Consider the following 17685-nt stretch of genomic DNA (forward strand, 5'->3'; position numbering starts at 1 on the left):
GGGAATAGAAAATGGCCGGTGGCGACACCCTTATCGTCCACAGCTTCGCCGTGGAGCTCGGTGGCATCCAGGTGGAATACGTGCAGGAGGTCAGCGGGCTGACCTTCGAGCTGGACGCGATCGAGGTCCAGCAGGTCACCCCGACCGGCGAGCTGGTCATCCGCAAGATCCCCGGCTCGCGCAAGGGCGGCGAGTGCACGATCACCCGCGGCCTCGACAAGAGCAGCGCGTTCACCGAGTGGATCAAGAAGACGTTCGTCGGCGGCGCGGTCGAGGAAGCCCGGCAGAACATCAGCATCATCATCAACGACTCGGAGCGCAACGAGGGCCGCCGGTTCGACCTGACCAACGCGTGGGTCAACAAGTGGGAGGGCCCGAGCCTCAAGGCCGGCGACTCCACGCCCGCCACCGAGAAGGTCACCGTGGTCTACGAGGACATCACCACGTCATGAGGCGCCGCAGTGTCTCCGCCGGAGATCTCGACACCCTCCTGGCGGCTGAGTCCCGGGAAAGCGGGCAGGACGAGGAAGCGGCGCCGGTCACCCCGGCGCCGCCCCCGCGGCTGCAGACCGAGTTCACCTTCCGGCTCCCCCGGGGCTATGTCGACGAGGACGGCACCGTCCACCGCGAGGGCAGCATGCGTCTCGCCACGGCCCGCGACGAGCTGGCGCCGCTCATCGACGTGCGGGTCAAGCAGAACCCGGCCTACCTGTCGGTGGTGCTGCTCAGCCTCGTCGTCACCCGGATCGGCACCGTGACCACGATCCGCACCGAGACGATCGAGCGGCTCTTCGCCTCCGACCTGGCCTTCCTGCAGGACATGTACAGGCGGATCAACGCGGAGGGCCACACGCTCGCCGAGGTGACCTGCCCGCACTGCGACACCGCCTTCGACGTCGACCTGGCAGGTGGTCGCCCGGGGGAATCGTGACGTACGGGGCCGACCGGCTCCACGAGGAGGTCGCGTACGTCGCCTATCACTTCCACTGGCCGCGCGCGGAGATCATGAGCCTCACCCACGCGGACCGCGTCCGCCACGTCGAGGAGATCGCGCGGATCAACACAAGGATGAACGAGGGTCGGTAACACCATGGCGGTATGGGACAGGCTGCGGCGGCGTCGCCCCGCCGCGCTCTCCTCCGTGCCCGCCTCACCCGCCGCGCCCGCGTCGGACGCGTCGGACGCGTCGGCGCTGCCTTCCGCTCCGGCCTCGTCCGAGCCGGCACCGCCCCCGGCGCCGCGGGATCCCGGCTGGGCCTCGCTGCCGCCGCTGCGGCCGGCTCTGGCCGACAGCCCCCGGCTGCTCAGCGACGGCAACCGGTTCACGGCGCAGCTGAGCACCCAGCGCAACCCGTCGTTCCACACCGGCGTCGAGACCCGGCACGACGGGCCGGTCGGCGTGGTGCGCGACTTCCTGCAGCCGGCGGGCCCGGCACGGGGTTCCGCACGGGGTTCCGCTCAGCGCTCCCCCGCCGACTCCCCCCTGCCGGTGCGCACGCCGCCCCCGGACCTCACCGGCTCGCCCGACGCTTCCGACGCGGCGCCCGCGGCCGATCCGGCCCCGGCTGCCCCGCGTGCGGTGGTGGCGCCGCGAGCGGTGACGCGCGGCAGGTCACTGGTCACCTCCCGGCCCGCCGAGCCGGCTCGCCGTCTCCCGGTGCGCCCGCGCCCGCCGGCTCCCCGCAGTGCCCCTGCCCTTCCCTCGGCTGCCAGGGACGCCCCTTCTTCGAGCTCTTCCGGCCCTTCCCGTTCTTCCGGCGGCGCGTCGTCGGGCAGTGCGCCTTCCGGTGCGTCGGCCTCAGGCAGTGCGCCTTCCGGTGCGTCGGCTTCGGGAGCCGTGCAGCGGCAGGTGAGTGAGCCGGCCGGCCGACCGGCGCCCGCCGTTCCCGTCGTTGCCGGCGACTCGGGTGCTCAGGCGGCGCCGCCGGCGACTGTCCAGCGTGCGGCGGTCTCTCCGGCCTCGCCTGCTACGGGCGCGCCGCAGGAGGCTCCCGTGCTGGCGCAGCGTGCCGCGGTCGAGTCGTCAGGTGAGCCCGCATCCGCGCGAGCATCCGCACCGGGCGACGCAGCGCCTGCGCAGGTTGCGCCGGTAACGTCTGCGGGGGCGGCGAAGGTTGCGGGTTCTCCTGCGCAACCGCTCGCGGCTTCGGGAGTTGCCGCGCAGGCAGCTGCAGCGGTCCAGCGCGCCGTTTCGCCACGTGCGCCGGAGTCACCGCGCGACGATCGGCGGCGCGGGGACACGTCGTCGCCTGCTGGTGCCAAGCCGACGGTTCCTCCGGCAGCAATTCCTGCGCCGGCGGTTGCTACGCCAGCGCTTCCTACGCCGGTGGTTCGGAGCCGGGCGCTTGGCCTCGGTGAGCCCATGGAGGGGCCGCCGCCGTCGGCCCGGTTCAGCCATCAGGACGCCGGCCGTGCACCTCGCCGTGCCAGCTCTCCGCAGCCCGTGGAGCCACGCACTGCGCCGCGTCCCGTGGAGCCACGCACCGCGCCGCGCCCGGTGGAGCCACGCGCTGCTTCGGCGCGGTCGGCCCAGGGCGGGGGCGCTTCGCCTCGTTCCGCCGAGCCCTTGGTGCAGCGCCAAGCCGCCGATCCGCAGCAGACTCCTCCGCCGCGCACGACCGGCCGACCGGCAGGGCCGCCCATGGCCGGCCAACCGGTGGCACCGTCTGCGACCGGCCAACCGATGGCACCGTTCGGGACCGGCCAACCGTTGGCGCCGTCCGTGACCGGCCAGCCGGCGGCACGCGGGACCGATCGATCGGCTGGGACTGGTGCGAGCGAGCAGTCGACCGTGCAGCGCGCGCAGACACCGCGCCGGGCGGGCCTGGGCGCGCCTCTGCCGGCGACTCCTCCCTCGGTGTCCGCGACGCCACCGGCGGGAGCTGATTCGTCCATCAGGCCGTCCGCGGCCTCGGAACCGTCTGCCAGGCCGCCCGTCGTGACCCCACGGGCGGTGCCGGATGCGACGGCCGGCGCTGGTCGCCCGGCGGGGCCTTCCGTCGGTCCGGCACAGCCCTCGGCGGCGGCCGGACCGGTGCAGCGAGCGGTGACCTCCCCTGCCGCGGACACGGCGGTCTCAGCCACCTCCCCGGCTCCGGAGACCGTGCTGCGCGCGAATCCCAGCCCTCCGGCACCCGACACTGTGTTGCGCACGGACACCGGCTCCCGATCTCGGGTCGTGCAGCCGGCGCCACCCTCGGGTGGGCAAGCGCAAGGCAGCAACTCCCCCTCGCTCGTGCAACGCGCGCAGTCGGAACCCGCCCAGCACACGCAGCCCGCACAGCGCACGCAATCTGCGCAGCGCACGCAGCCTGCGCAGCCGACGCGGCAGCCACGGCCGGCGCAGACTGGTGTGCCTGCCCCGGTGGTGCAGTCGCAGGCTGGGCAGCACGAGCCGGCCGCGGCCCCGGCGCCGGTTGTTCCTCGGGCGGTCCAGGGTGAGCCCGCCCAGCGCACGCAGAGCACGCAGCCCGCTCCGACCGCGCAGGACGCCCGGACCGTGCAGCGGGCGCAGACCAGTGCGCGTCCCGTTGTCCCCCTCCGCCGCCGCCCGGAGCCGGAGCCCTTGCCGGCTCGGCCGGGACCCGAGCCGGTCACGGCGCCTCCTGTCACGCCTACCCCGTTGACCGCGCCGCCCAGCGCCCCGGCTCCGCTGACCGGGCCGCCCATCGCGCCGGCCCCGGTGACTCCGCGGCGTAGCGATGCGCCTTCGCCGGCGGGGCCTTCCGACACCGCTCGCCCGGCCAGGGCAGCGACTGCGCCGGTCGTTCAGCGCAGCGCTACCTCGCCAACGGTCACGCCGCGATCCACGACCGCTCCGGCCGAAGCGCCGCGTCGGGCGGAAGCGGCCGACGGAACATCCAGATCGGACGGCAGGCCGGTATTGCGTGAGGTGAGGCCGGCGGCTGTCGAGCCTCGGACTGTTCTGGTTCAGCGGCAGGCGGCGGCCGTGCAGCGGGCCACGGCGGCGCCGGCGGCTCTTCGGGACCGCCCGGCGGATACCGCAGGGCGTCCGGCGGTGACGTGGCGTCCACTTGCGTACCAGGCGGACACGAGCCGGCGGGCAGGCGACGCCGGGCCGGTGGACAGCACCGGGGCGCGGCCGGTCGTACAAGTTACGCGGGCGGCCCCGACGCCTGCGGCCGCACAGCCTGCGCCGGTCGTGCAGCGGGCTGCCGCGCCGCAGGCCCAGGTTCAGCAGCAGGCGGCACCCGCGAAAGCGCCCGTGCCGCGGTCCGGGGTCATCGCCCGGCGAACCCCCTCGAACGGCGCCGCGGCGGCCTCCGGCGGGCAGGCCGCGGCGACCTCCGGCGGGCAGCGGGCGGCGCAGCAGCCGCCGGTGACGATCGGCTCGCTGGTCGATCAGTTGGACGACTCGACGCTGATGGCGTTGCTGGGGAAGTTCAAGCGGGAGCACATCGACGCGCTCGCCCATCGGCTCAACGATCCGCTGCAGCGGATGCTGCGGGCCGACATGCGCGCCAGCCGGGAACGCTCGGCGCGGCTCCGGGACGGCTGGCGATGACCGCGCCAGCCGGCAGAGCCGGGACGACGACCGGCACGAGGACCAGGACGAGCACGACGACGATGCGGCGGGGGACGAGATGAGTGACGATCCGGGGACCAGCGTCCACTTCCGGCTGCAGATCGACGGGATCGACCTCGGCGAGTGGAACAGCTGCGACGGGCTCGGGATCCAGGTGGAGCTGGAGGAGCACCAGGAGGGCGGCAACAACGACTTCGTCTGGCAGCTGCCGTCGCGGCTCGTCTACTCCAACGTCACCCTCACCCGGCCGCTGACCGACGACACCGAGAAGGTCTTCAAGTATCTGTCCAAGCTGCCGCGCATGGTGCGCCGCGGCACCGCGCAGATCGCCGCGCTCAAGCCGAACCGGGAGCTGCTGGTGCAGTGGGGGCTGGCCGACGTCGTGCTCGTGCGCTGGTCCGGGCCGACGTTCGATCCGAGCCGCTCCGAGGTCGCCTCGGAGAGCATCGAGCTGGCGTACCACGGCTTCTCGGAAGTGGACGACTGATGGCGCAGACCGGGAAGGTGCCCGCGGGGCTGCAGCTGTTCAATCCGCCGCCCGCGGGCGGGAACCAGCCGGGCGGGCCGCTCGGCGGGCCGGTGTCGTTCACGTTCAACCCGAACGAGCTGTCGCTGCGCAAGTCGGCCAACTGGATCCCGCACGTGGCGCGGTCGGCCCAGGACGTGGGCGTGGCGGAGTTCAGCGGGTCGGGCCCGCGGGAGCTGTCGCTCACCGTCTTCCTCGACGCGACCGACACGCACGACCGGTCGGTGCAGGAGCGGGTCGAGAAGCTGCTGACGACCTGCGTGCCCACGAAGGCGAGCATCGCGGCGAAGGCACCGTCACCGCCGTGGGTCAAGTTCGTGTGGGGCCAGTTCCAGACCGTGAGCTTCTACTCGTACGTGAGCTCGGTCGACGCCACCTACAAGCTGTTCGACCCGGACGGTACGCCCCTGCGGGCGACCTGCGCGATGACGCTGACCGAGATCAGCGGGTCGACGCCGGGGCAGAACCCGACGTCCGGCTCGCTGAGCGCGCAGCGGGTGCACCGGCTCGTGGCGGGCGACACGCTGGAGATGCTGGCGTACCGGGAGTACGGCAGCCCGACGGAGTGGCGGGTCATCGCCGAGGCCAACGACATCGACGACCCTGTGCGGCTGCGCCCCGGCCGGCAGCTGCTGATCCCGGCGGTGGACGGCGTCGCCGGCCTGGGCGGGGAGGGCTGACCGTGAGCACCGAGCACGTCTACAACCTGGTCATCACCCTGCCCGGTCTGACGCCGCAGTGGAACGCCACCATGGTCGAGACGGTCGTGGAGGACAGCAGCAACCTCGCGGCGGTCGCGGAGCTGCGGTTCCGTGACCCGGACCACGTGTTCTTCACCAAGACCGGGGTGACGATCGGCACCGACCTGAAGCTGCAGGTCAAGCCCGCGCAGCTCGCCGCCGTCGACCTGTTCGTCGGCGAGGTCGTCACGGTGGAGAGCCAGTTCGACGGGCACGGCTCGTTCGCGGTGGTGCGGGCGCTGGACCTGTCGCACCGCCTGATGCGGGGCCAGCGGGTGCGCAGCTTCGTCAAGCAGACGGCGTCGGTGATCGCCCGGACCCTGGCGACGTCCGCGGGGGTGCCGGTCGGCCGGATCGACTCGTTCCCCCGCTCGTACGACATGATCACCCAGCCGAACGTCAGCGACTGGGAGTTCCTCAAGATGCTTGCCGTCGACAACGAGGCCGAGGCGGTGATGGTCGACGGGAAGTTCTACTTCCGCAAGAGCGAGCGCGCGTCCACGGGACCGGGTGCGGGGCTGACGCCCGAGCAGAGCCCCAAGGTCGTCGACGTGCAGAAGAACGTGCTCGCCGTCCGGTCGACCGTGACGTCGGTGGGGCAGGTGCCGAACGTGACCGTGCGCGGCTGGGATCCCGTACGCAAAAAGGCAGTCAAGACCGAGGTCAAGACCGCACCCAGCACCGAGCTCGACATCAAGATGAAGCCCGCGGACGCCATCAAGCAGTTCCGCAGCACCGCCGGGCTGAACATCACCGACGTGCCCTACGAGACCGACGCCGAGACGCGGACCGTGGCGAACGCCGTCGCCGCCGACGTGACCGCGGCGCTGGCGGAGCTGGAGGTCGGCGTGCGCGGACGGCCGGAGCTGCGGGCCGGGGTGGCGATGTCGCTGCAGAAGCTCGGGCCCGACTTCGACGGCAAGTACACGATCACGTCGAGCCGGCACGTCTTCCAGCAGGCCGAGTCGTACGAGACGTGGGTGACCGTGAGCGGCCGGCAGGACCGCACGGTCTACGGGCTGGCCGGGGGCAGCTCGGCGCCGGTGCGGCCGGTGCGCGTGCCGGGGATGGCGATCGGCATCGTCACCGACACCAAGGTCGACGCCGATCCGCGCTCGCGCGGCCGGTCGGGCAACCGCAAGAACCAGGGCTGGGTCCGGCTGCGGTTCCCCTGGCTGACCGACGACAGCGAGTACCAGACCGATTGGGTACGCACGGTGCAGCTCGGCGGCGTCGGCGGGGGCGGCGTCTTCGTGCCCGAGCTCAACGACGAGGTGCTGGTCGGCTTCGAGCAGGGGCTGCTCGACCGGCCGTACGTCATCGGGGGCCTCTACAACGGCAAGGACAACCCGTCGCGGGACCACGAGGGCGACCTGATCGACCGGACCACCGGCAAGGTGAACCGCCGGTCGATCGCCTCGCGCAGCAACGACCGCATCGAGCTGCTCGACTTCCGGCTCAAGCCGCAGGGCATCCGGCTGGCGACCGAGAAGGACCGGCTGTTCATCTTCCTCGACCGGTTCCGCGAGAAGATCGTCGTGGACAGCAAGGGCAACATCGAGATCGATGCGATGGCCGACGTCGAGATCCGTGGCCGCGACATCAACCTGACGGCCGGGCGCAAGCTGACGCTCAGCGCGCCCCAGGTGGAGATCGACGGCCGGATCGATGTGGACATCCACGCGCCGATCGTGAAGCTGAACTGAGGAGACGCCGACCGTGCCGCACCTGCCCGCCGCGAAGATCGGCGACCCGATCAGCCAGACCGCCAACCCGCTCATGCCCACCGGCACGGTCGGCACGCCGCCGGCGCTGGCCATGATCGCCGCGCCGCCCGTGCCGACGCGCAACCCGACGCTGGGCATCAGCAACGTCCGCATCAACGGCCGGCCCGCCGCCGTGGTCGGCACGCTCGTCACCTGCGCGATCGACGGCGCGGCGATCCAGCCCAACCCGCTGCTGCCGCCGATCCCGCCACGCATCGGCGGTCAGGTGCTGATCGGGGGCTTCCCCGCCGCGCGGATGGGCGACAAGGCGACCTGCCTGGCCGTCATCGTGCCGTCCCCGGCCGACGCCGCCCTCCCCCGCAAAGTGCTGATCGGGGGCTGAGATGGCGGAACAGTTCATCGGCAACGGCTGGGCCTTCCCGCTGCGGGTCGACGCGACCGGCGGCATTGCCCTGGTCAGCCGGGAGAAGGAGATCGCCGAGGCGATCCGGCTGATCCTGGCCACCGCGCCGGGCGAGCGCCCGATGCGCCCCGAGTTCGGCTGCGGGGTGCACGACTACGTGTTCGCGCCGGCCGACGAGAACACGGCCGGGCGCATCGCCTTCGAGGTGCGCCGCGCCCTGGACCGCTGGGAGCCGCGCATCGACGTCACCGACGTCGTCGTCGGCTTCGACGACGAGGACACCGGGGTGCTCTACATCGACGTGCGCTACGCCATCCGCGGCACCAACGACCCGCGCAACCTCGTCTTCCCGTTCTACGTCATCCCGTCGCACGACGACGCCGCCCAGGAAAGCGCCGCCTGATGCCGCTGCCCGCACCCCACCTCGACGACCGGCGCTTCCAGCAGCTGGTCGACGAGGCCAAGAGATTCATCCAGCAGCGCGCGCCGGAGTGGAGCGACCACAACGTCTCCGACCCCGGCGTCACGCTGATCGAGGCGTTCGCGCACATGACCGACCAGCTGCTCTACCGGCTGAACAGGGTGCCCGACAAGAACTACCTGGCGTTCCTGGACCTGATCGGCGTCAAGCTGTTCCCGCCCGCGCCGGCCCGCGGCGACGTCACGTTCTGGCTGTCGGGCGCGCAGGAGAACCCGGTCGTCGTGCCGGCCGGCACCGAGGTGTCCACCGAGCGTACGGTCACCGACGAGGGAGTGGTCTTCACCACCGTCACCGACCTGGCGATCGTGCCGAGCGAGCTGACCCGGCTGCGCCGCCACCCGAACGCGGGCGCGCCGGCGGACCTGCTCGACGGGGTGGCCGAGGGCCGGGACACCGCGGTGTTCCAGGAGACGCCGGCCGTGGGCGACAGCATGCTCGTCGGGCTGTCCGCGCCCGTCCCGCACTGCGCGGTGCTCCTCGAGCTGGACAGCCGGGTCGAGGGCGTCGGCGTGGACCCGCGGCAGCCGCCGATCGTGTGGGAGGCGTGGACGGGCGACGGCTGGACCGCGTGCGAGGTCGACCGCGACGAGACGGGCGGGCTCAACCGGCCCGGGGACGTGGTGCTGCACGTGCCCGGGGGGCATGCGAGTTCCGTACAGGGGGGTCAGCAGGCCGCGTGGCTGCGGCTGCGGCTCGTGGCGGCCCAGCCCGGTCAGCCGTTCTACTCGCAGTCGCCGACGGTGCGGTCCCTGATCGTCTCGACCATCGGGGGCACGGTCACCGCCGTGCACGCCGAGACGATCACGGGTGAGCTGCTCGGGGAGGCCGAGGGCGTACCGGGGCAGCGGTTCACCGTCGCCCGGCCGCCGATCGTGGCCGACACCGTACCCCTGCAGGTCGAGGTGTCGAGCGGCGACGGCTGGGTGCCGTGGTCGGAGGTCGACGGCTTCGGGCGCTCCGAGCCCACCGACCGGCACTTCATGGTGGAGCGCACCAGCGGCGAGATCACGCTCGGCCCGGCGGTGCGGCAGGCCGACGGCACACTGCACCAGTACGGGGCGGTGCCCGCCGCCGGCTCGCGGGTGCGCGTGCGCCAATACCGCAGCGGGGGCGGGCGTGGCGGCAACGTGGCCCGGCGGGCTTTGTCGGTGCTACGCAGCTCCATCCCGTACGTGAGCGTGGTCGAGAACCGCGGACCCGCAGCCGGCGGTGTCGACGGCGAGACCGTCGCCGAGGCGCGCCTGCGCGGGCCGGTGCAGCTGCGCGCGCAGGACCGGGCCGTGACCGCCGCCGACTACGAGCTGCTCGCCCGGCAGGCCGCCCCCGGCGCCGCCCGGGTCCGCGCGCTGCCCGCGGGGGACGGCAGCGAGGCGGGAGGCGTACGGCTGCTGGTCGTCCCCGCCGTGGCGCCGGACGACACCGGCCGCATCCCCTTCGAGGACCTGGTCCCGAGCGACACCATGCTCGCCACCATCGCCGACCACCTCGAGGAACGCCGCCCGATCGGCGCGCGCCTGGTCGTCGAGCCGCCGTTCTACCAGGGCGTCACGGTGGTCGCCCGGCTGCAGCCGCGCCCGGACACCTCGGCCGTGCGGCTGCGCGCCCAGGCGGAGGCCGCCCTCTACGCCTACCTCGACCCGCTGCGCGGCGGCCCCGACGGCCGGGGCTGGCCCTTCGGCCGGCCCGTGCACTCCGGCGAGGTCTTCGGCGTCCTGCAGCGCCTGCCCGGCGTCGAGGTCGTCGAGCAGGTCCGCATGTTCCCCGCCGACCCGATCACCGGCCGCCGCGGCGACGAGGTCAGCCGCCTGGAGCTCGACCGGCACGCGCTGGTCTTCTCCCACCAGCACCAGGTCCGCGTGGAGGAACGATGACCGCACCGCTGCCCGGCCCCGTCGCCGACGTCGCCGGCCGCCGCGCCGCCGTCCCCGGCCTGCGCACCCCCGACCCCCTCGGCCGCCGCCTGCCCGCCGTCTACGCCGGCGACGACCTGGCGCAACGCCTCACCGAGGGCTTCGACACCGTGCTGGCGCCGGTGCACGCCACGCTCGACAACTTGTGGGCCTACTTCACGCCGTCGGTCGCCCCGGACGACTTCGTCGACTGGCTGGGCGAGTGGGTCGGCGCCGCCGCGGGCCGCGACTGGCCGGCCGCCCAGCGCCGCCACGCCGTCGTCAACGCCGTCGCGGGCCACCGGATCCGGGGCACGGTGCCGGGCCTGCGGTCGGCGCTGCACGACACCTTCGGCGTCGACGCCGAGATCATCGAGAGCGGGGGCACGTCGTGGTCGGCCACGCCGGGCAGCGCCCTGCCCGGCCGGGAGGAGGCCCATTTGCTGGTACGCGTGCAGGCGCCCGGCGCGACGCCCGCCTTCGCCGACCGGGTCCGCGAGTTCGTCGAGGCGAACCGGCCGGCGCACGTGCCCTGCACCGTCGAGGTGACCGGCTCATGACCTTGTGCGACAACTGCGGCTCGCCGGTGACGCCGGGCGATGCCTTCTGCGGCGTGTGCGGGGCGTATCTGGACTGGGGCGCCGGGGAGACGTCCGCGCCGGCGGCTGCGGCTGCCGCGCCTTCGCCCGCGGTTTCCGCGCCTGCGGTCTCCGCGCCTGCGGTCTCCGCGCCTGCGGTTTCCGCGCCGCCCGCGCCGGTGGTTTCCGCGCCTTCGTCATCCGTGCCTTCGTCACCGTCGCCGGCTCCCGCGCCCTCTTCTTCCGCGTCGCCGCTTCCCACGCCCTCTTCTTCCACGCCGCCGGCTCCCGTGTCCTCTACTCCCGAGCCGTCAGCTGCTGCGCCGGGGACTTCCGCTCCTTCTTCGCCAGCGCCCGCAGACGCCGCGGACCCGGAACCTTCCGCCGAGACGCCTGCGTCGCCTGTCGCTGCTCCGGCGGACGAACCCGTAGCGTCAGCGGACGAGCCCATCGCGGCGCCGGACGAGCCTGCGGTGACGCCGGACGAGCCTGTGGTGACGCCGGACGAGCCTGTGGTGACGCCGGACGTGCCCGCGGTGACGCCGGATCGCAGGAATCGGGCCGCGGCGCTCGTCGTGCCGGTGGCGGAGGGGCATGTGCGCGCCACGGTGCGTACGGAACCGGAGGCCCCGCAGCGGCCGGCCGGCGCCGATCAGCCGGGGGCGGTGCAGCCCGGGAAGCCCGTGGCGCCGCGGCCGGTGCTGCGCGAGTTCACCGAGGACGGCACCGGCGGGCAGGTCATCTGCCCGGTCTGCGGCACCGCGAACCCCGCCGGACGCTCCTTCTGCCGGCAGTGCGGCAGTTCGCTCGTCGCGGTCGCGCCGGTCGAGGGCGGTCGCCGCAAGTTCCGGTTCCGGTGGCCTCGGCGCTGGTCGTGGCTGCGGCGGCTGCTCGCGATGCTGCTCATCATGGCGCTGGCGGTCGCGGCGGCGTGGGCGGCCCTCACCTACGGCCCGCGCGCGATCGACGCGGTCCGCGACCGGCTCGCCAAGCCCGCGCTGACCACGCCGGACGGCGCCGCCGCGTCGAGTTCCGAGAAGGGTCACGAGCCGGCGCTGGTCTCCGACGGGCTGAACAACAGATACTGGTCGCCCGCGCTGGGCAAGGGCGCCGGGCAGTGGGTGGAGCTGACCTACGACCAGCCGATCCGCGTGCTCAACGTCATCATCAGCGGCGGCACGTCGCCGGAGCAGGACGACTATCTGAAGCAGGGCCGCCCCGCCACCGTCCAGCTGTCGGCATGGACCGCCGAAGGGGTGCGCACCGACAAGCAGGTGACGCTCGCCGACCGGGCCGGCCCGCAGACGTTCGCCTTCACCGCGGGCGGCACGAAGCGCCTGCGGGTGACGGTCGTCTCCGGCTACGCACTCGGCAAGGGCCGCGCGCCGGCCGTCGCGGAGATCGAGGTGTTCCGGCGACCGTGACACCCGCGAAAGAGACGACTCCGAACAGGCCCGCCGCCCGGAAAAGGACCGCCCGGAAAAGGACCGCGCGGAAGGTGACCCAGCGAACGCCGGCCTCCCGGGCGGCCACCGTGCGCAAGCCAGTCGCACGGACGGCGATCGCGCGAGGGCCAGTCGCACGGACGGCCATCGTGCGCACGGCCATCGCGCGGGAGCAGGTCACGCAGAGGCCCATCGCGCGGACCGCCATCGCGCGCACGGCCATCGCGCGCACGGCCATCGCGCGCACGGCCATCGCGCGGGAGCAGGTCACGCAGAGGCCCATCGCGCGGAGCGTGGTCACGCGAAGCACCATCGCGCGGAGCGTGGTTGCGCAGGCCGCCAACGCGCGGAGCACCAATGCGTGGAGCGTGGTCACGCGCAGCACCGTTGCGCGGAGCGTGGTTGCGCGGAGCGTGGTTGCGGGGCGGGCGGGGTCAGGCGGCTCGGCCGTCGAGGGCTGCTTGGGCGGCGGGGACGTCGAGGGCGTGGAGGACACGTTCGTAGCGCAGGCGGGAGCGGGCTGCGGCGGCGTGGTCGCCGGCGCGTTGCTGGGCGGCGATGAGGAGGCGCCAGCCGGCGTCGTTGTGGTCGTCGAGGTCGAGGGCTCGCCGGGCGGCGGTGGCAGCGGCATCGGGATGGCCGCGGTCGAGCTCGAGGCCGGCGAGGAGGCCGGCGGCGGTGGTGGCCTGGGCTCGGTAGCGGTCGCGCTCGGCGACGGCCCAGGTGGCCGGGCCGTCCTCGGGGAGCAGGTCGCCGTCGTGGTGCTGCAGGGCGGTGCGGAGCAGGGCGGTGGCCGTGGCGGTGCGGCCGTCGGCGGCGGCTCGGCGGCCGGCGCGGAAGGCCTCCGTGAACGCCGTCACGTCGGAATTCTCCGGGGCGCCGACGGCGAGGCGGTAGGTCTCTCCGTTGCGGACGATGTAGCGGGAGGCGCCCCGGGCGACTCCGGGCTCCAGGAAGGTACGGAGGGTGGAGACGGCGACGTGCAGGCTGTTGACCGCGGTGGACTCGGCGAGCCCGGGCCACAGGGTGTCGATGATCTGCTCGCGGTGGACGGCGCGGTCGCCGGCGGCGGCCAGGTAACGCAGCAGGGCGCGGCTGCGTGGACGGACGGCGCCGAGGTCGAGCTCGCGGCCGTCGTCCTCGACCCGGAAGCCGCCGAAGCAGTACCAGCGCAGCGTCATCGTCATTCTCCCTTTCGAGGCGGCGGGCCCGTGGTGGAGCCGTTTGTCGGGGGGAGAAAACGGGCGCGGAGGGGCAGCCCGGCAAGTGTCGGTGATCGGGGAGGGACAATGGTAGGCGTCAGTTCGGGGACATAGTCCGCAGCAGGGAGGCCCCATGCCCGCAGAGACGCCTGGTGAGCTGACCGTTCTCCGCTGGCCGGTCACCGACGAGACGCTGCTCACGCGGGTGTCGCTGCCGGTGGTCGTGCTGCCCGCCGGGGTCGCGGCCGATCCCCTGGCGCTGGTCGCGGCGGGGGCACGCGCGGTGGTGGCCGGCGACGAGGAGCTGGGGGCGGCCCGGGAGGCGGTGCTGGCCGGCGGCTCGTACCTGTCTCCGGCGGTGTTGTCCAGGATGGACGAGGCCGCAGCGCCGGCGCCAAGGCTGGGCCCGCGGGAGGTCGAGACGCTGCGGCACATCGTGGCGGGGCTCACCCACCGGCAGACGGCGCGCGAGCTGGGCGTGACGGAGGAGACGGTCAACACGTACGCGAAAAGGCTCCGCCGCAAGCTGGGCGCCGCCAACAAGGCCGAGCTGACCCGCAAGGCCGCGGAGCTCGGTTATCTGCCGATGTGACTTCGGTCTTGCCGGTGATGTTGCCTCGCGCCCCCCGCGTCGGCGCGGTTGACTCGGTCTCGGGGGAAAGCACGGGAGGCCGGCATGGAGCTCTGGGCGGTGGTTGCCGATCCGCTGGCGCAGCGGGGCATGCGTCAACTGGCAGGTGAGCTCGACAATGTCCGGACCTGCGTGGTGGTGGACTCGGCGGCGGCAGTGACCGGATCGCCCGACGTGGTGGTGCTGGTGGGCCAGTCGCCCACCGCGATGAGCGTGCTGGCCGGCCGCTTCGCCACGGTGGCCATGGTTCCGGACGCCGCCCCGGAGCAGGTGCGCGCCGCGTGGCGAGCCGGGGTGCGCGCAGTGGTGAGCACGTCCGCCGGGACCGACGAGGTGCGGATGGCGCTCCGGGTCGCCCGCGCCGGCGGCGGCTACCTGTGCCGGCGCCTGTCCGCCGGGCTGCGCACCGAACACGCAACGGCCACGCCCGGCACGGTCCTCAACCGCCGCGAGCGCGAAACCCTCGACTTCATCGCCCAGGGCCTCACCCACGCCCAGACGGCCCGCCTGCTGGGCGTCTCGGAGGCGACCGTCCACTCCTACGTCACCCGCCTGCGCGGCAAGCTGACCGCCGGCAACACCGCCGACCTGACCCGCCGCGCCCTGACCATGCGCCTGACCCACCCGTCGCCGTCCCTCCGCTGACCGTTGTGCCGTGACTGCGCGGCTGACCCGCCCTCCACCGTCAGGCGGCTGACCGACCCGTGCCGGCGAGGCGCTGACCTCCCGGGCCGCCGGCGCTGCGCTAATCTCCCGGGCCACCGGCGAGGCGCTGACTTCCGGGCCGGTCGCCGCTGACTTCCCGGGCCGGTCGCGGAGTGGCTCGCGAGGACCTCGGGCGGGCCGACGACGGTGTGCCGAGCGGCCGGCTCAGCCCGTGGCGGCGCCGCGCTGAGCGATCAGCTGGTCGATGCGGCGGACGGCAGGGAATCGCGGAGGCGCTGCACCTCGAGCAGACCGGCGTGGTAACCGGCGGCTGAGAAGAAGGCGGCCGCCCGATCCAGGTGCTCCGCCGCCACGCCGCGCTTCGATTCCGCGTCAGACGCCACCGCGCGGAACTCCGACACGTTGCCGGCAGCGATGCCGGAGGCCAACGCCGGTGCAGGGAACGACCCGGTGCCGAGATGCGGCGCCGATTCGGAGGTGTGCGGCTCGCCCGGGCCAGATGCCATGTCAGGGCCCGGCGGCGCCCCAGGAGCATGCATCGCTCCAGGAACCCGCGCCGCTCCCAGAGCGGACGTCACTGCAGGAACCGGCGCCGCTCCCAGAGCGGACGTCGCTTCAGGAACCGGCGCCGCTCGCAGAGCGGACGTCGCTGCAGGATCGGACGTCGCTGCGGGAGTGGACAAAGCTCCGGCAGCGGACAACGCTGCGGGATCCGGGTTATCGAGGGCGAGGCGCGCCAGCGTCAGGTGGACCGTTCCGGAGTCGCCCGCGTCGTCGCCCGCGGCGAAGTCGGCCAGCGCCGCCTCGAGGGTCTCCAGCGCCCGCCCCGGCTCGCCGAGGCCGACCTGCACCAGGCCGAGCTGCGTGCGCAGATAACCGCGGACGGACAGGCCGGACAGCCGGCCCGCCAGGTCGTTCCACCCGGCCAGGGCGGCCGTCAGAACGTCGTGCGCGGCGGCCAGGTCGCCTCGCGAGCGCAGCAGCTCCGCCCGGGCCCGGGCCACGACGACACCCGCGAGCCGGTCCCCCAGCTCGGCGAAGATGTCCCGCGCCCGCGCCAGCTGCTCCATCGCGCCGTCGAGGTCGCCGCGCAGGGCCAGCACCGCGCCGAGGTAGCGGAGCGCCCACCCCTCGCTCGTCCGGTCGCCGGCCGCGCGGGCGAGCCGCAGCGCCGTGACGTGGTGCGGGTACGCCTGCGCCGGCCTGTCCTCGACGAGCCGCAGCGCCCAGCCCAGATTGTTCTCCTGGCGCGACTCGGCGGCGACGTCGCCGAGGGCCCGGGCCGCGTGCACCGCCAGGTGGAAGAACTCGGACCACGGCAGCGCGCCGTGGCGCCGATCGGAGTACCAGTACAGGTCGCGGGCCGCCGTCAGCACCTCGCGGTAGCGTCCCTGGGCCGCGGCGTGCCGGACCGCCCACCACAGGGCGCCCTTCGAGCCGTCCAGCCAGGCGAGGGCGGCGGGGGCGTCCGGGAAGACGCCGTCGGGGCGGGACGGCTCGGGCTCCAGCCAGGCGCCGGCGGCGGTGCAGCGGCCGAGGAGGTGGCCGGCCAGGCGGTCCTGGGCCGCGAGCCGTTCGGCGGGGTCGTCCTCGGCGGCGGAGCGGCCGGCCGCGAAGAGCGCCAGCAGGTCGTGCCGGGCGAACTGCCCGGTGGCCTGGGCCGGGTCGAGCAGGCCGGCGTCGACGAGGGTGTCCAGGTGCCGCTCGGCGGTGACCTCGTCGACGCCGGTGAGGGCCGCGACCAGCGGGATCGGCCAGAGCGGCAGCGGCGCGACGGAGAGGAGGCGCAGGGTGCGCCGGGCGGGGGCGTCGAGCAGCCTGTACGACAGCTCGAACGCGCTGCGCACGCCCAGGTCGCCCACGTGCAGCTGGTCGAGGCGGTGCTGCTCGTCGCGGAGCCGCTCGGCCAGCGACTGGACGCTCCACTCCGGACGCACGGCGAGGCGGTTCGCCGCGACCCGCAGGGCCAGGGGCAGCCCGCCGCAGAGCCGGGCCAGCTCGGTGGCGGCGGCCGGCTCGAGGTTGATCCGGTCGGCGCCCACGGCCCGGGCGAGCAGGCCGTAGGACTCCTGCGCGCTGAGGACCCCGAGCACGATGCGCTCGGCCGCGGACAGGCCGCCGAGCGGGCTGCGGCTGGTGATCAACGTCACCCATCCGGCGCCTGCGGGCAACAGCGGGCGTACGTGGGCCTCGTCGCGCGCGTTGTCCAGCACCAGCAGCCCTCGCCCGCTGCCCGTGAGCGCACGGTAGGCGGCCATCCGCTCGTCCGCGGCCTCGGGCATCCGGGCGACGCCGAGCGCGGCGAGCACCTGGCTGAGGGCGTCGGTGGTGGACGTGGGCTCGTCGTCCATGCCGCGGAGGCTGACGAAGAACACGCCGGCGGGGAAGGCCGGGGCGAGCCGGTGGGCGGCCCGGACGGCCAGGCTGGTCTTGCCGATGCCGGGCGGCCCCGCGATGACGACCCACGGGGTGCCGGCGCCCGTGGCCCGCGCGGTGATCTGCCGCAGCGGCTCCTCCCGGCCGGTGAAGTCGGGCAGCCCGGGCGGCAGTGACACGACCGACGGCCCCGCGAGCGGCTCGAAGGCGCCCGGCGCGACGCCCTGGCGGGTGTCGAGCAGCCGGGTGCGCTCGGGGCCGGTCAGCCGCAGCTCGTCGGCGAGCTGCTGCAGGGTGTGCCGCCGGGGCCGGGAGACCGATCCGAGCTCGAGGTTGCGCACGGTGCGCACCGCCACGCCGGCCCGTCCGGCCAGCTCCTCCTGGGTGAGACCGGCCGCCAGCCGGTGGCGGCGCAGCAGATCCGCGACAACTGTCACCTTGCGGATGATGGCACAGGATCATGTGAGAACCGCCC

16 protein-coding genes are annotated in these 17685 nt (G+C 74.1%); 14 read left to right on the forward strand and 2 right to left on the reverse strand.

Annotated features, from left to right (window positions below; genetic code table 11):
• Positions 1-11: 11 nt before the first annotated feature.
• From RBH18_RS04860 to RBH18_RS04915, 12 genes are all read left to right on the forward strand, one after another.
• Positions 12-452, forward strand: coding sequence for a phage tail protein (locus RBH18_RS04860; RefSeq protein ID WP_306204700.1), 441 nt, complete (start codon positions 12-14; stop codon positions 450-452).
• On the forward strand, positions 449-931 hold the full coding sequence (locus tag RBH18_RS04865) for a hypothetical protein (protein ID WP_306204701.1): 483 nt from the start codon (positions 449-451) through the stop codon (positions 929-931). The genes RBH18_RS04860 and RBH18_RS04865 overlap by 4 nt, the downstream gene beginning before the upstream one ends.
• Positions 928-1086, forward strand: a complete 159-nt coding sequence (locus RBH18_RS04870) for a DUF6760 family protein (protein ID WP_306204703.1) — start codon at positions 928-930, stop codon at positions 1084-1086. The genes RBH18_RS04865 and RBH18_RS04870 overlap by 4 nt, the downstream gene beginning before the upstream one ends.
• 3076 nt (positions 1087-4162) lie before the next feature.
• Entirely contained in the window at positions 4163-4525 is a 363-nt protein-coding gene (locus tag RBH18_RS04875; protein ID WP_306204705.1) for a hypothetical protein, read from the forward strand.
• Positions 4526-4604: 79 nt separating this feature from the next.
• On the forward strand, positions 4605-5033 hold the full coding sequence (locus RBH18_RS04880; protein ID WP_306204707.1) for a phage tail protein: 429 nt from the start codon (positions 4605-4607) through the stop codon (positions 5031-5033).
• Positions 5033-5752: a CIS tube protein gene (locus RBH18_RS04885; RefSeq protein WP_306204708.1), complete on the forward strand. Its 720-nt coding sequence runs from the start codon at positions 5033-5035 to the stop codon at positions 5750-5752. The genes RBH18_RS04880 and RBH18_RS04885 overlap by 1 nt, the downstream gene beginning before the upstream one ends.
• Positions 5753-5754: 2 nt before the next feature.
• Positions 5755-7518, forward strand: a complete 1764-nt coding sequence (locus RBH18_RS04890; RefSeq protein WP_306204709.1) for a VgrG-related protein — start codon at positions 5755-5757, stop codon at positions 7516-7518.
• A 13-nt stretch (positions 7519-7531) separates the two neighbouring features.
• Positions 7532-7921, forward strand: a complete 390-nt coding sequence (locus RBH18_RS04895) for a PAAR domain-containing protein (RefSeq protein ID WP_306204711.1) — start codon at positions 7532-7534, stop codon at positions 7919-7921.
• Between the two features lies 1 nt (position 7922).
• Positions 7923-8345, forward strand: coding sequence for a GPW/gp25 family protein (locus RBH18_RS04900; protein WP_305783844.1), 423 nt, complete (start codon positions 7923-7925; stop codon positions 8343-8345).
• Positions 8345-10294: a putative baseplate assembly protein gene (locus RBH18_RS04905; protein ID WP_306204714.1), complete on the forward strand. Its 1950-nt coding sequence runs from the start codon at positions 8345-8347 to the stop codon at positions 10292-10294. Before RBH18_RS04900 ends, RBH18_RS04905 begins: the two co-directional genes overlap by 1 nt.
• Entirely contained in the window at positions 10291-10872 is a 582-nt protein-coding gene (locus tag RBH18_RS04910; protein ID WP_306204716.1) for a phage tail protein, read from the forward strand. Before RBH18_RS04905 ends, RBH18_RS04910 begins: the two co-directional genes overlap by 4 nt.
• Before the next feature lie 491 nt (positions 10873-11363).
• A complete protein-coding gene (locus RBH18_RS04915; RefSeq protein ID WP_306204718.1) occupies positions 11364-12314 on the forward strand; it encodes a zinc ribbon domain-containing protein in 951 nt (316 codons plus the stop codon).
• A 455-nt stretch (positions 12315-12769) separates the two neighbouring features.
• Here the strand turns inward: RBH18_RS04915 and RBH18_RS04920 are convergent, their stop codons facing one another.
• Positions 12770-13516, reverse strand: coding sequence for an AfsR/SARP family transcriptional regulator (locus RBH18_RS04920; RefSeq protein WP_306204719.1), 747 nt, complete (start codon positions 13514-13516; stop codon positions 12770-12772).
• 154 nt (positions 13517-13670) lie between these two features.
• Here RBH18_RS04920 and RBH18_RS04925 point away from each other — a divergent pair, with 154 nt between their 5' ends.
• Both RBH18_RS04925 and RBH18_RS04930 read left to right on the forward strand, forming a co-directional pair.
• Complete coding sequence (locus RBH18_RS04925) at positions 13671-14129, forward strand: response regulator transcription factor (protein ID WP_306204720.1); 459 nt, start codon at positions 13671-13673, stop codon at positions 14127-14129.
• Positions 14130-14213: 84 nt separating this feature from the next.
• The gene (locus RBH18_RS04930; RefSeq protein WP_306204721.1) at positions 14214-14813 is read left to right on the forward strand and encodes a response regulator transcription factor; all 600 of its coding nucleotides are present in this window, start codon (positions 14214-14216) and stop codon (positions 14811-14813) included.
• A 254-nt stretch (positions 14814-15067) separates the two neighbouring features.
• Here RBH18_RS04930 and RBH18_RS04935 read toward each other — a convergent pair whose 3' ends face one another.
• Positions 15068-17647, reverse strand: a complete 2580-nt coding sequence (locus RBH18_RS04935; RefSeq protein WP_306204722.1) for an ATP-binding protein — start codon at positions 17645-17647, stop codon at positions 15068-15070.
• Positions 17648-17685 lie beyond the last annotated feature (38 nt).

This window comes from Actinoplanes oryzae, from assembly GCF_030757795.1.
In the GTDB taxonomy this organism is placed as follows: Bacteria; Actinomycetota; Actinomycetes; order Mycobacteriales; family Micromonosporaceae; genus Actinoplanes.

Excerpts from the sequence above, each read along its gene's own strand:
- RBH18_RS04865 (WP_306204701.1), top strand. The coding sequence starts at position 449 with ATGAGGCGCCGCAGTGTCTCCGCCGGAGATCTCGACACCCTCCTGGCG.
- RBH18_RS04910 (WP_306204716.1), top strand. The coding sequence starts at position 10,291 with ATGACCGCACCGCTGCCCGGCCCCGTCGCCGACGTCGCCGGCCGCCGC.
- RBH18_RS04920 (WP_306204719.1), bottom strand. The coding sequence starts at position 13,516 with ATGACGCTGCGCTGGTACTGCTTCGGCGGCTTCCGGGTCGAGGACGAC.
- RBH18_RS04905 (WP_306204714.1), top strand. The coding sequence starts at position 8,345 with ATGCCGCTGCCCGCACCCCACCTCGACGACCGGCGCTTCCAGCAGCTG.
- RBH18_RS04925 (WP_306204720.1), top strand. The coding sequence starts at position 13,671 with ATGCCCGCAGAGACGCCTGGTGAGCTGACCGTTCTCCGCTGGCCGGTC.
- RBH18_RS04930 (WP_306204721.1), top strand. The coding sequence starts at position 14,214 with ATGGAGCTCTGGGCGGTGGTTGCCGATCCGCTGGCGCAGCGGGGCATG.
- RBH18_RS04860 (WP_306204700.1), top strand. The coding sequence starts at position 12 with ATGGCCGGTGGCGACACCCTTATCGTCCACAGCTTCGCCGTGGAGCTC.
- RBH18_RS04880 (WP_306204707.1), top strand. The coding sequence starts at position 4,605 with ATGAGTGACGATCCGGGGACCAGCGTCCACTTCCGGCTGCAGATCGAC.
- RBH18_RS04900 (WP_305783844.1), top strand. The coding sequence starts at position 7,923 with ATGGCGGAACAGTTCATCGGCAACGGCTGGGCCTTCCCGCTGCGGGTC.
- RBH18_RS04885 (WP_306204708.1), top strand. The coding sequence starts at position 5,033 with ATGGCGCAGACCGGGAAGGTGCCCGCGGGGCTGCAGCTGTTCAATCCG.